12 protein-coding genes are annotated in these 13,132 nt (G+C 65.4%); 7 read left to right on the top strand and 5 right to left on the bottom strand.

Annotation, left to right across the window (positions count from 1 at the left end):
- Positions 1-5 precede the first annotated feature (5 nt).
- Positions 6-518 carry a hypothetical protein gene (locus BG61_RS21885; RefSeq protein ID WP_051672704.1) on the bottom strand — a complete coding sequence of 171 codons (513 nt, stop codon included), beginning with the start codon at positions 516-518 and terminating at the stop codon, positions 6-8.
- A gap of 250 nt (positions 519-768) precedes the next feature.
- Between BG61_RS21885 and htpG the strand changes: the two genes are divergently transcribed.
- The 7 genes from htpG to BG61_RS21850 all read left to right on the top strand — a co-directional run bounded on the left by htpG (position 769) and on the right by BG61_RS21850 (position 8,148).
- Entirely contained in the window at positions 769-2,673 is a 1,905-nt protein-coding gene (htpG, locus tag BG61_RS21880; RefSeq protein WP_035939956.1) for a molecular chaperone HtpG, read from the top strand.
- A gap of 153 nt (positions 2,674-2,826) precedes the next feature.
- Entirely contained in the window at positions 2,827-3,477 is a 651-nt protein-coding gene (locus BG61_RS21875; RefSeq protein WP_035939958.1) for a chorismate--pyruvate lyase family protein, read from the top strand.
- A gap of 11 nt (positions 3,478-3,488) precedes the next feature.
- Positions 3,489-3,977 carry a DNA-deoxyinosine glycosylase gene (locus tag BG61_RS21870; protein WP_035939978.1) on the top strand — a complete coding sequence of 163 codons (489 nt, stop codon included), beginning with the start codon at positions 3,489-3,491 and terminating at the stop codon, positions 3,975-3,977.
- The gene (locus tag BG61_RS21865; RefSeq protein ID WP_035939960.1) at positions 3,961-4,869 is read left to right on the top strand and encodes a class I SAM-dependent methyltransferase; all 909 of its coding nucleotides are present in this window, start codon (positions 3,961-3,963) and stop codon (positions 4,867-4,869) included. Before BG61_RS21870 ends, BG61_RS21865 begins: the two co-directional genes overlap by 17 nt.
- A gap of 207 nt (positions 4,870-5,076) precedes the next feature.
- Positions 5,077-5,325 (top strand): DUF3311 domain-containing protein, encoded by a 249-nt coding sequence (locus tag BG61_RS21860; RefSeq protein ID WP_035939962.1) that lies wholly within the window; start codon positions 5,077-5,079, stop codon positions 5,323-5,325.
- The gene (gene mctP, locus BG61_RS21855; RefSeq protein WP_035939980.1) at positions 5,325-6,875 is read left to right on the top strand and encodes a monocarboxylate uptake permease MctP; all 1,551 of its coding nucleotides are present in this window, start codon (positions 5,325-5,327) and stop codon (positions 6,873-6,875) included. Before BG61_RS21860 ends, mctP begins: the two co-directional genes overlap by 1 nt.
- A gap of 151 nt (positions 6,876-7,026) precedes the next feature.
- The gene (locus BG61_RS21850) at positions 7,027-8,148 is read left to right on the top strand and encodes an FUSC family protein (RefSeq protein WP_035939965.1); all 1,122 of its coding nucleotides are present in this window, start codon (positions 7,027-7,029) and stop codon (positions 8,146-8,148) included.
- 139 nt (positions 8,149-8,287) lie between these two features.
- On the opposite strand, the gene tal is transcribed toward BG61_RS21850, so the two are convergent.
- The 4 genes from tal to BG61_RS21830 all read right to left on the bottom strand — a co-directional run bounded on the left by tal (position 8,288) and on the right by BG61_RS21830 (position 13,008).
- Positions 8,288-9,241: a transaldolase gene (tal, locus tag BG61_RS21845; protein ID WP_035939967.1), complete on the bottom strand. Its 954-nt coding sequence runs from the start codon at positions 9,239-9,241 to the stop codon at positions 8,288-8,290.
- Positions 9,242-9,498: 257 nt separating this feature from the next.
- Complete coding sequence (locus tag BG61_RS21840) at positions 9,499-10,707, bottom strand: benzoate/H(+) symporter BenE family transporter (RefSeq protein ID WP_035941945.1); 1,209 nt, start codon at positions 10,705-10,707, stop codon at positions 9,499-9,501.
- Positions 10,708-10,862: 155 nt separating this feature from the next.
- A complete protein-coding gene (locus BG61_RS21835; protein WP_035939856.1) occupies positions 10,863-12,038 on the bottom strand; it encodes a vWA domain-containing protein in 1,176 nt (391 codons plus the stop codon).
- A gap of 127 nt (positions 12,039-12,165) precedes the next feature.
- A complete protein-coding gene (locus BG61_RS21830) occupies positions 12,166-13,008 on the bottom strand; it encodes an AAA family ATPase (protein ID WP_035939857.1) in 843 nt (280 codons plus the stop codon).
- Between the last annotated feature and the right edge of the window lie 124 nt (positions 13,009-13,132).

Here is a 13,132-nt window from a genome sequence, read left to right as displayed (position 1 = left end):
GGCGCTCACGCGACGCGCATTGCGCCCCCGCGCGGCAGATGGCTCCGGTTCGCCGGATCGTCGAGGAAGTCCGCCAGCACGGCTTCGTACAGCGCGAGCGCGTCGGGGCGCGCCCGGTACCTGTGCTCGTAGAGATGGCGCCGGCCCTCGCTGCCGCGGAACCTGAGCGCGAAATAGTCGGCGATGATGTTGCCCTGCGCTTCCATGTTGTAGTCGGCAAGGCGCCGGCCGGGCGCGAGCGTGTATCCGTAGGCGAGGCCGACCCTGATCGCGCCGCGCATCTTCACCCAGTAGCCGAGCTGGAACTGCCAGACGTGCGTCAGTTCGTGCATGAACCACATCTGCGAGCCGATGCCACGGGCCGAAAAATCCTCCTCGAAGCAGTCTTTGGGAAAATACATGCTGCCGTTCGGCGTGACCGCTGTCTGACGATGCTGCAGGCCGAACGGAAAATAGCCCCGGTCGTGCACCGCCACGCGCGAATAGTCGATCGCGTCCGCGAAAACGAGTCGCGCCATCGCGATTTCGCCCGAAGTCAGCGGCCTGCCGCGCTTCGGGCGGGCAATCGCCCGGGAACAGGCGGCGAGGAGTGCGCCGGAGAATCGTTTCATATGCCGGTGAAGACGCCGGTGAGTGAGAAAAAAGGCGGGGCCCTTGAAAAACGCGCGGCCCGCCTCTATCTGACGCCAATTCGCTCAAAAGCGATCCCGCGCGGGCCACGCGCGGCAGCCATCCATCATCACCGAAACCCAACTAGAGGAACCGACCATGGCGCAAGAAACCATGAGCTTTCAGGCAGAAGTCAAGCAACTTCTGCATCTGATGATTCATTCGCTCTACAGCAACAAGGAGATCTTCCTGCGCGAGCTGATTTCGAACGCGTCCGACGCCGCAGACAAGCTGCGCTTCGAGGCCATCGAAAACAGCGCGCTCTACGAGAACGATCCGGACCTGCGCATCCGCGTGTCGTACGACAAGGCCGCGCGCACCGTGACGATCGACGACAACGGCATCGGCATGAGCCGCGACGAGGCCATCTCGCATCTCGGCACGATCGCGCGCTCGGGCACGAAGGAATTCTTCTCGAAGCTCTCCGGCGACCAGCAGAAGGACGCGGCGCTCATCGGCCAGTTCGGCGTGGGCTTCTATTCGGGCTTCATCGTCGCGGACAGGATTACCGTCGAGACGCGCCGCGCGGGCGCGAAGCCGGGCGAAGGCGTGCGCTGGACGAGCGCGGGCGAGGGCGATTTCGAGGTCGAGGACATCGAGCGAGCCCAGCGCGGCACGACCATCACGCTGCACCTGCGTCCCGACGAGGACGAGCTGCTTTCCACCTACAAGCTGAAGTCGATCATCCAGAAGTACTCCGATCACGTCGCGCTGCCGATCCTGATGAAGAAGGAAGAGTGGGACGCGGAAAAGAGCGAGATGGTCACGAAGGACGAAGACGAGACCGTCAATCAGGCGAGCGCGCTCTGGACGCGCGCGAAGAACGACATCAGCGACGAGCAGTACAAGCAGTTCTACCAGCACCTGTCGCACGACCACGACGACCCGCTCGCGTGGACGCACAACCGCGTCGAAGGCCGCAGCGAGTACACGCAACTGCTGTACGTGCCGAAGCACGCGCCGTTCGACATGTGGAACCGCGACCACCGCGGCGGCCTGAAGCTGTACGTGAAGCGCGTGTTCATCATGGACGACGCCGAGCAACTGCTGCCCGCGTACCTGCGCTTCGTGAAGGGTGTCGTGGATTCGGCCGATCTGCCGCTCAACGTCTCGCGCGAAATCCTGCAGGAAAGCCGCGACGTCAAGGCGATCCGTGAAGGCGTGACGAAGCGCGTGCTCTCGATGCTGGAGGATGTGGCTTCCTCGTCGGCCGAAGCCACCGAAGACGCCGACAAGCAGAAATACGCGACCTTCTGGACCGAGTTCGGGCAGGTGTTCAAGGAAGGCATCGGCGAAGACTTCGCCAATCGCGAGCGCATCGCGAAGCTCGTGCGCTTCGCCTCGACGCACGACGACACGTCCGGGCAGACCGTGTCGCTCGCGGACTACGTCTCGCGCATGAAGCCCGAGCAGACGAAGATCTACTACGTCACCGCCGACAGCTGGCAGGCCGCGAAGAACAGCCCGCATCTCGAAGTGTTCCGCAAGAAGGGCGTGGAGGTTTTGCTGCTCACCGATCGCGTCGATGAATGGATGCTGTCGTTCCTCAACGAATTCGACGGCAAGCCGCTCGCAAGCGTCGCGCGCGGCGATCTCGACCTGGGCGCGCTCAACGACGAGGAAAAGCAGCAGCAGGAGAAGGTCGGCGAAGAGATGAAGCCGCTCGTCGAGAAGATGAAGGAAGCGCTCGCGGGCAAGGCCAAGGACGTGCGTCTCACGTTCCGCCTGACCGATTCGCCGTCGTGCCTCGTCGCCGACGAAGGCGACATGAGCGGCTACCTGCAGCGCATGCTGAAGGCGGCCGGGCAGCAGGCGCCGCAAATGCAGCCGATTCTGGAAGTGAATCCGGAGCATCCGCTCGTGAAGGGACTGAACGCCGGGAATGCCAATTTCGGCGACTGGTGCCATTTGCTCTTCGATCAGGCGCTGCTCGCGGAAGGCGGCGCGCTGGAGGATCCGGCGAGCTTCGTGAAGCGCACGAACACGCTGTTGCTCGCGCGGTAAGAAGCGGTCGAAGTTGCAAAGCTGGAAGGGAAGGCGCGCTGCCGGGGTTCCAGCAGCGCGTTTTTCTTGCGCGCCGCTTTCGCCTGCCCGACAACGGGCGTTGAAGCATCGCCGTACCGGTCGAATTTGCGTGCCGGTTTTATAATCACCGCCATGCCTATCCCCAACGATCCCGCCGATGCGCACTGGCGCATCGCTTCGCTTCCCACCTTCACCAACGACCAGAAAGACTGGCTCACCCGCGGCGGCTCGCTTACCGCGCATTTGCGCACGCTCGGCGCCGTGAGCGTCGAGGTGACGCGCGAGGCCGTCGCCTTGCCCTGGGCCGACGAGTGGCGTGCGCTGCGCGTGAGCCCGCGCAGCAGCGTGTGGGTGCGCGAGGTGGTGTTGAGAGTCGATGGCGCGCCGTTCGTCGCGGCGCACAGCATCGTGCCACTCGATGAAAGCGCGGGCGTCTGGCAGGCGATGCGCCGTCTCTCGACGCGCCCGCTCGCGGAACTGCTCTACAGCGACAGCAGCGTCGCGCGTTCCGCGCTCGCGAGCCGCCGGCTGACCGCGCGCCATCCGCTGTACCGGCTCGCCGCGCGGCAACTCGGTGCGCACCGCGCCCGTGCGCTTCTCGCGCGCCGCTCGGTGTTCGAGCGGCACGGGGCGCCGCTGATGGTCACGGAATGCATGCTGCCCGCGCTCTGGGCGCGTCTGCGCGAAGCCGACGCGCCGCATGCGGCGCATCGCGAGCATTCGCGGCCGCTCGAGCATCTGACATCGCATGCGACGCGCGTCGTGCGCGGCGACGCAAGGTAGTGCGGCAAGTCATGCTGCAAGGTTTTCCGCCGGTCGCGGATGCATCGACCCATACGCTGATTCTCGGCAGCTTCCCCGGTGTCGCTTCGCTCGCGGCGACGCAGTACTACGCGCATCCGCGCAACCAGTTCTGGCGCCTTCTCGGCGCGGTGATCGGCGAGCCGCTGCACGAGCTTGCCTACGACGCACGCGTCGCGCGCCTGCTCGCGCACGGCATCGGCCTCTGGGACGTGCTCGCCGCCTGCGAGCGCGAAGGCAGCCTCGACGCGGCGATCCGCAATGCCAACCCGAACGACTTCGCGTCGTTTCGACGGCACGCGCCGCAACTGAGGAAAGTGTGCTTCAACGGCAAGACATCGGGCCGCTTCGAGCCGGTGATCCGCGCGGCGGGTTACGCGACGCTCGTGCTGCCGTCGTCGAGTCCGGCGAATGCTATTCTCTCGTTCGACCAAAAATTGCGCGTCTGGCGCGACATCCTCACTCATGACGAAACTGATTAAGCGCGCGTCCGCCGAAGCGCGCGCGTTCGGCAACAGGCAACGTGACCGGCAGGACCATCACGGCAGGCGCTCGAAGCGCGAGCGCGACGAACCGCTCGACGGCGCGCCTCGCATCGACGTTCCGCGCAAGCCGCGCTACGCGCCCGTGACGTTCTCGGAGGAGGGCGGCGTGCGCTTCCTGCATTTCGGCACGGAATGGGTGCAGGGCGCGATGCGGCTGAGAAAGCCGGACCACATCGAACTCGAATACGCGCAGCAGATGATGGCGTGGCTGCTCTTCATCGAGACGCCCGGGCGCATCGTGCAGCTCGGCCTCGGCGCCGCCGCGCTGACGAAGTTCTGCCACCGGTTTCTGAAGCGCGCGACGGTGGAGGCGGTCGAACTGAACCCGGCCGTCGTGATCGCGGCGCGCACGATGTTCGCGCTTCCGCCCGACGATGCCCGACTCAAGGTGAGCGAGCAGGATGCGTGGGAGTTCGTCAACGATCGCGCGAATCACGGCACGATCGGCGCGCTGCAGATCGACCTCTACGACGCGACCGCGCGCGGGCCGGTGCTCGACAGCGTGTCGTTCTACCGCGCCTGCCGGGCGTGCCTCACGCCGCAGGCGGGCGTCGTGACGATCAATCTGTTCGGCGATCACCCGAGCTTCGTGCGCAACATGAAGCGCCTGAACGAAGCCTTCGACGGCCGCGTGATCGCGTTGCCCGAAGTCCACGACGGCAACCGGATCGCGATTGCGTTCGCGGGTCCGGCGCTCGACGTGTCGCTCGACGCGCTTGAAAAACGCGCGAAGCTGATCGAGACGGAACTCGATCTGCCGGCGCGCGAGTGGGTCGAGGCGCTTGTCGCGAGCGCCGCCGAGAAGCGTATCGAAGTGTTCGCGATCTGAGCGCACAAACGAGGCGCACATCCCCGGCGGGCCTCATTACATCTGTCTTTCACGTCAGGCGAATCCCCGGGTTCGCCCTGCTTGACCCCTTTTAAGACCCCCATATACTCCTCCTGTTATTTTTGAGACGCTTTCCCGACGGCTCGTCCTACCCGGTCGATCGATCCGTCCGGGGCGGTGAATTCCAAGAACAAAGAGGAGACCGTCATGGCTCACGAAGCTGCCACAGGCACGGCGCAACCGCGCAACAAGCATTGGCTATGGCTGCTGGTTTTGCCCTGTATCGGCGTCCTGTGGGTGCCGTTCTATAACAAGATCGAACCGGTGCTCTGGGGCTTTCCGTTTTTCTACTGGTACCAGTTGCTCTGGGTGCTGATCAGCGCGGTGCTTACCGCCATCGTCTACGTGAAGACGAAAGCTGTTCCGACGGCCCGCAAACAGGGGGACGCGCGATGATGAACTCCACCGCCACCTTCGTCTTCGTCCTGTTCTTCGTGGGCGTGACGATTCTCGGCTTCGTCGCCGCTCACTGGCGCAAGGGCGATCTCGCTCAACTCGACGAATGGGGCCTCGGCGGCCGGCGCTTCGGCACGATCGTCACGTGGTTCCTGCTCGGCGGCGATCTCTACACGGCCTATACGTTCATCGCGGTCCCGGCGCTCGTCTTCGGCGCGGGCGCGACCGGCTTCTTCGCGCTGCCGTACACGATCCTGATCTATCCGTTCGCGTTCGTCGTGTTTCCGAAGCTCTGGAGCATCGCGAAGCGCCACGGCTACGTGACCGCCGCCGACTTCGTTCACGCGCGCTACAACAGCCGCATGCTCGCGCTGGCGGTCGCGGTGACGGGCATCGTCGCGACGATGCCGTACATCGCGCTGCAACTGGTGGGCATCGAAGTGGTGATCGGCGCGCTCGGTTTCGATACGAAGGGCCTGATCGGCGACCTGCCGCTCATCATCGCGTTTGCGATTCTCGCGGCCTACACGTATACCTCGGGCCTGCGCGCCCCGGCGATGATCGCGGTCGTGAAGGACGTGCTCATCTACGTGACGATCATCGCGGCGATCATCGTGATTCCGGCGCAGTTGGGCGGTTTCGGCCAGATCTTCGGCACGGTGCCGCCGGCGAAGCTGCTCCTTAAGGCGCCCGACGCCGCGAGCCTCAACGGCTACAGCGCCTACGCGACGCTCGCGGTGGGCTCGGCGCTCGCGCTCTTCCTGTATCCCCACTCGGTCACGGCCATCCTGTCGTCGAATTCGGGCAACACGATCCGCCGCAACATGGCGCTCCTGCCCGCCTATTCGCTGGTGCTCGGCCTGCTCGCGCTGCTCGGGTACATGGCGCTCGCCTCGGGCGTGAAGGACATGCCGCAGTTCGCTCCGTACTTCAAGGCGTTCGGGCCGAATTTCGCGGTGCCGGCGCTGTTCCTGCACTACTTCCCGTCGTGGTTCGTGGGCGTGGCATTCGCGGCGATCGGCATCGGCGCGCTGGTGCCGGCGGCGATCATGTCGATCGCGGCGGCGAACCTCTACACGCGCAACGTCCACCGCGAGTTCGTGAACCGCTCGATGACACCGGAGCAGGAGACGAACGTCGCGAAGCTGGTGTCGCTGCTGGTGAAGGTCGGCGCGGTGGCGTTCATTCTCGCGCTGCCGCTCACCTACGCGATCCAGCTGCAACTGCTCGGCGGAATCTGGATCATCCAGACGCTGCCCGCGCTCGTGCTCGGGCTCTACACACGCATGCTCGATCATCGCGGCCTGCTGATCGGCTGGGCGGTGGGCATCGGCGTCGGAACGTGGATGGCGATATCGCTGAAACTGGCGGGCTCGATCTTCACGATCAAGCTGTTCGGCTACGCGATCCCGGGTTACGCGGCGGTCTGGGCGCTGATCGTGAATCTGGTGGTGGCGATCGTCGTCAGCGTGGCGGTGAAGGTGATGGGGCTGCAGCATTCCGGCGACCGCACACGGCCGGAAGACTATCTCGACGTCGCCGAAGGCTGATCGGCCGATCGACTGACGCGAACGATGCACCAGCCGCGGCAAAAGCTGGTAAAACGCCCGTAACGGAAGTTGCGGGCGTTTTGTCTTGCGCGCGCGCCTTTTGCGGGCTCGTATCTTGCAGGCAGACCTTAATCGACGCCGGGGCTTTCCCATGTCTTCGACCGATTCGCCGCTTCCCCGCCGCAGCCACGCGAGACGCGTGCTGCACGTGCTCGGCTCGCCGTACTTTCGCTACCGGCACGCGCGGCTGCTTCATGCGATCCGCGTGGGGCTCGCCATGCTTGCATCGATCGGCCTCACGTCCGGCATTGACATTCCGCACGGCGTATGGGCTTCGGTGACGGTGCTCGTCGTGATCGGCGGGCTGCAGCACTTCGGCAATATCCGCAAGAAGTCGGCCGAGCGCGCGCTCGGGACGATGCTCGGCGCGGGCTTCGGGCTCGCGCTGATCCTCCTGCAGGGGGTCACCGGCTCGCTGACGCTGACGTTCGTCCTGATGTCGGTGATTGCCGGCGGCTGCGCCTACCACGCGATCGGCAAGCCGGCCTATGTCGCGCTCCTCACGGCGATCACGATGATGATCGTGTCGGGCCACGGCGACCTGCCGATCGACGTCGGCCTGTGGCGCACGGCGAACGTGCTGATCGGCATCGTGATCGCGCTCGCGTTTTCGTTCGTGTTGCCGCAGTACGCGACGTACTCGTGGCGCTATCGTCTCGCCGACAATCTGCGCGACTGTGCGCGGATCTATGGCGCGCTGCTGGAAGGCCGTCCGAAGCCCGCGGACGAAGTCACGAAGCGTTTTCTCGTGTTGAGCCAGCGCCTCGTGCAGTCGCGTTCGCTGATGGATTCGGTCGCGAAGGAAATCGACGTGCCCCTCGCGCTGCTCGAGGAGATCCAGCGGCTGCATCGCTCGGTGCTGTCGGCGCTCGAGTTGCTCGCGCAATCCGGCGCCGAGAGCGCGGCGCTTCGCGCGGTGAAGTGCAGCGACGAGGAGCGGGCGGTGCGCCATACCCTGCTTCTGATGGCGCGGGCGTTGCGCTTCGGGCGCGTCGGCCTGCTGCATGCCGTGACGAAGGCGCAGGCGGCGCGGCCGGGCACCCTGGCGGAGCCATCCGAAGCCGGCTTGGAAGACGTGCAGGACGTGCAGGGCGCGCAGGGCATGCACTGGCTCGCGATGCGGCTCGCGGAACAGGTCGACCGGCTGCGCCTGCGCCTCATCGAAATCGAGCGGATGTGGAACATCGAGGGCGCCCAGCCGTTCTTCCGGTGACGGCGTTGCGGCGAGGCAGGTAACCAGGAGCCGGCAAAGCTCCGGCCCGGCCGGCCAGGTCATGCGAAGACCCAATGAAAACGGGCTCCGGTGCGCTGAAGCACCGGAGCCCGTCCGAGAGGCGCAATGCCCGCGGCGCTTACTGCAGCGCGGCGATCACTTTTTCGAGCTTGACCGCGTCGGCGGCGAACGTGCGGATGCCTTCCGCGAGCTTCTCGGTGGCCATCGCATCGTCGTTGACGAGGAAGCGGAACGTCGGCTCGTCGACGGCGATCTTCTGGATCGGTTCGTTTGCGACCAGTTCCGGCGAGAGCTTGCGCTCCACCTTGTCGTTGCTGTCCGCCAGCTTCTTCAGCAGGTCGGGGCTGATGGTGAGCAGGTCGCAGCCGGCGAGTTCCGTGATCTGGCCGACCGTGCGAAAGCTCGCGCCCATCACCTCGGTGTTGTGGCCGAACTTCTTGTAGTACGCGTAGATCTTGCGCACCGACTGCACGCCCGGATCGTTCGCGCCGCCATTTTTCACTTCGTCCCACTCGGCGCCGGCCGACTTCTTGTACCAGTCGTAGATCCGTCCGACGAACGGCGAGATCAGCTTCGCGCCCGCTTCGGCGCACGCGACGGCCTGCGGCAGCGAGAAGAGCAGCGTCATGTTGCAGTTGATGCCGTCCTTTTGCAGCACTTCCGCGGCGCGCACGCCTTCCCAGGTGGACGCGAGCTTGATCAGCACGCGCTCGCGCTTGATGCCCGCGTCTTCGTACAGCTTGATGAGTTCGTGGCCCTTCGCGATCGAACCCTTCGTGTCGAACGAGAGGCGCGCGTCCACTTCGGTCGACACCCGCCCCGGAATGATCTTCAGGATTTCGGTGCCGAACGCGATCAGCAGGTGGTCGATGATCTGGCTCATCGGCTTGCCGGCGTTCGCCTTCACCGTCTTTTCCAGGAGCGGCTTGTATTCGGCCTTCTGCACGGCCTTCAGGATCAGCGACGGGTTGGTCGTCGCGTCCCGCGGCTTGAATTGCACGAATTGCTGGAAGTCGCCCGTATCGGCGACGACCGTGGTGTATTGCTTGAGCTGGTCGAGAGCGGTTGTCATGTCGAGTCGTAGGCGCTGCGCGCCTTGTCAAAGATGCGGATGCCCGCGTTGAACACATTCGCGACGCCGCCCGCCCGTCGTTCACTGCACCGGCGGCTCGCCCCTCACTGCCATTCTATGCCTGCGCGCGCCGTTCGCGGCGATACCACCGGCGGTGGCCCGGATTCGACCGCTGCGCGCGGGGCGCGTTCATCGTGTGAAGATTGGGTGCCAGGCGCAAAAACCGGTTTCCGGGGCGCGCCTGGCGGGCCGGATCGTCAGGCGCGGCGCCCGTTCAGCACGACCTGCGTGACGATGCCCGCGACCAGTCCCCAGAATGCCGGCCCGACCGAAAAAAGCGTCAGTCCCGACGCCGTCACCATGAACGTGACGAGCGCCGCCTCGCGCTGGCGCGCGTCGTGCATCGCATTGGCGAGGCCGCTCATGATCGAGCCGAAAAGCGCGAGCGCCGCCACCGACACGACCAGCGCCTTCGGAAACGCAGCGAACAGCGCGGCGATCGTTGCCCCGAACACGCCGGCGAGCAGGTAGAAGATGCCGCACCAGACCGCGGCCATGTAGCGCTTGCTTCGGTCGTCGTGGGCTTCGCGGCCGGTGCAGATCGCCGCCGTGATCGCCGCGAGGTTCAGTCCGTGCGAGCCGAACGGCGCGAGCACGAGCGACGCGAGGCCGGTCGTCGAAATGAGCGGCGACGATGGCGTGGTGTAGCCGTCCGCCCTCAGCACGGCGATGCCCGGCACGTTCTGCGACGCCATCGCGACGACAAAAAGCGGAATGCCGATGCTGATCGTTGCCGTCAGCGAAAAAGCGGGCATCGTGAAGACCGGATGCGCGAGCGCGACGTGAAAGCGGCTGAAATCGAGGAGCCCGAGGACGCCCGCGACCGAAATCCCGGCCGCGAGCGTAGCGGGAATCGCGTAACGCGGCACGAGCCGCTTGCCGACGAGGTAGGTGAAGAACATCGCGAGCACGAGCGTGGTCTGGTACTGCGCCGCGCGAAAGATTTCGATGCCGATCTCGAACAGGATGCCCGCGAGCAGCGCCGAGGCGATGCCAGCCGGCACCCGGTGCATCAGCGCATCGAACCAGCCGGTCATGCCCACCGCGGTCAGCAGGGCCGCGCACACGACGAACGCGCCGATCGCCTCGGCATACGGCACGTTCGGCAGCGACGTGACGAGCAGCGCGGCGCCCGGCGTCGACCAGGCGATCACGACCGGCGCGCGATAGCGCAGCGACAGGCCGATCGTGCAGATCGCCATGCCGATGGAAAGCGCCCAGATCCACGAGGAGATCTGCGCGTCGGTGAGATGCGCGGCGCGTCCCGCCTGGAACATCAGCACGAGCGAACTCGTGTAGCCCGTCATCATCGCGACGAAACCCGCGACGACGGCGGACGCGGAGGTGTCGGCGAGCGGGCGCAGGGGTTGTGGGGCGAGGGCGGGGGGATTCGACGGCGGGTTCATGCGCAAGGCGGCGGGAGGGCTGAAGTGGGGCGAGGGAGCCGGGCGGGCGGTACGGTACGGCGCGACAGGTTGCAGGCCGCGAGCGCCGAAGCGCGATGTTACCCGCTCGCACCACGCTGTCGCAACGCCGGCGCGCCCGCCTGCCGCTCACTTCCTCACTTCGAGAGCGCCCGCATTGCGCTTTCGAGCCCGGCCAGCGTGAGGCCGTACATCCGGTTGCCGAGCACCTGCCGGATCACCGAGATCGACTGGCGGTACTCCCACAGCCGCTCCGGCTCCGGGTTGAGCCACGCGTGGCGCGGAAACTGGTCGGCGAGGCGCCTTAGCCACACCGCGCCCGCTTCCGCGTTGTTGTATTCCACCGATCCGCCCGGCTGCAGCACTTCGTAGGGGCTCATCGTCGCGTCGCCGACGAAGATCAGCTTGTAGTCCGGCGTGAACTTGTGCAGCACGTCGAAGGTGGGCGTGCGCTCGCCATGGCGGCGCCGGTTGTTCTTCCACAGATAGTCGTAGACGCAGTTGTGAAAGTAGAAGAACTCGAGATGCTTGAACTCGGCCTTCGCCGCCGAGAAGAGTTCCTCGACGCGCTTGATGTGATCGTCCATCGATCCGCCGACATCCAGCAGCATCAGCACCTTCACGTTGTTGTGGCGCTCGGGCACCATCTTCAGGTCGAGCCAGCCGGCATTCGCCGCCGTGCTGCGGATCGTGTCGGGCAGATCGAGCTCCTCGGCCGCGCCTTCGCGGGCGAAGCGGCGCAGCCGCCGCAACGCGACCTTGATGTTGCGCGTGCCGATCTCGACCTGGTCGTCGTAATCGCGATACGCGCGCTCCTCCCATACCTTCACCGCCGTGCGGTTGCCCGACGAGTCCCCGCCGATGCGGATGCCTTGCGGGTTGTAGCCGCCGTGCCCGAACGGCGACGTGCCGCCCGTGCCGATCCATTTGCTGCCGCCTTCGTGGCGCTCCTTCTGTTCTTCGAAGAGTTCCTTCAGGCGCTCCATCAGCTTGTCGAGGCCGCCGAGCGCTTCGATCTGCCGCTTTTCCTCGGGCGTGAAGTCGCGTTCCAGCCGCTTTTTCAGCCAGTCGAGCGGCACGTCGAACGCTGCTTCGTCGAGCTTCGTCACGCCGTGGAAATACGCGCCGAACGCCTGATCGAACTTGTCGAAGTACTTCTCGTCCTTGACGAGCGTCATGCGCGCGAGAAAGTAGAACTCGTCGAGCGAGGGCGCGATCACCTGCGCCTTGAGCGCCTCGATGAGCGTCAGGTATTCCTTGACGGACACCGGCAGCTTCGCGCCGCGCAACGAGTAGAAGAAATCGATCAGCATGGGGGCGGACTCCAGAGTCGGGCTGGCTTGCCGGGCGAACCGCGCCAGCTTTCGGGCCGGTAGTTTGGCCGGTGTTTTGCGCCGGTATCTCCGATGCGCTCACGCGGCCGGCCGTTCCCGGGAACGGTCAACGGTTGTTGCGGTTCATGAAGAGCAGCCGCTCGAAGAGATTCAGGTCCTGCTCGTTCTTGAGGAGCGCGCCGTGCAGCGGCGGCACGATCTGCTTCTGGTCGGACGAGCGCAATGCTTCGGGCGGGATGTCCTCGGCGAGCAGCAGCTTCAGCCAGTCGAGCAGCTCGGACGTGGACGGCTTCTTTTTCAGCCCCGACACGTTGCGCAGCTCGAAGAAGCTCTGCATTGCCGCGGCGAGCAGTTCCTGCTTGATGCCCGGAAAGTGCACCTCGACGATTTCCTTCATCGTCGCGGGCTCGGGAAACTTGATGTAGTGGAAGAAGCAGCGGCGCAGGAACGCGTCGGGCAGCTCCTTCTCGTTGTTCGACGTGATGATGACGAGCGGGCGCCGCTTCGCGGTGACGAGTTCGTGCGTCTCGTAGACGTAGAACTCCATGCGGTCGAGCTCGCGCAGCAGGTCGTTCGGGAATTCGATGTCGGCCTTGTCGATTTCGTCGATGAGCAGCACGGTCTGCTCATCGGACTCGAATGCCTGCCACAGCACGCCCTTCACGATGTAGTTGCGGATCTCCTTCACGCGCTCGTCGCCGAGTTGCGAGTCGCGCAGGCGCGACACCGCGTCGTATTCGTAGAGGCCCTGCTGGGCCTTGGTCGTCGACTTGATGTGCCATTGCAGGAGCGGCATGCCGAGCGCGGCGGCCACTTCCTCCGCGAGCATCGTCTTGCCGGTGCCGGGCTCGCCCTTGATGAGCAGCGGGCGCTGGAGCGTCATCGCGGCGTTGACCGCGAGCTTGAGGTCGTCGGTTGCGACGTATTGCGATGAGCCTTCGAAACGCATGGCGAACGGTCCGGTCGAGAAAAAATTCCAGTATAAGTCAGAAGGACTTTTGTCATTGACACCCGGCGGGTATCGTGTGAGCCGCGGTGCCGCCGCTCGATCAGGGCGCGAAGCATCGGTGCAA

The organism is Caballeronia glathei, assembly GCF_000698595.1.
Taxonomy (GTDB): Bacteria; Pseudomonadota; Gammaproteobacteria; order Burkholderiales; family Burkholderiaceae; genus Caballeronia; species Caballeronia glathei.
Note: the sequence above shows the minus strand (reverse complement) of the source record. Positions and strands in the feature narration are given on the sequence as shown.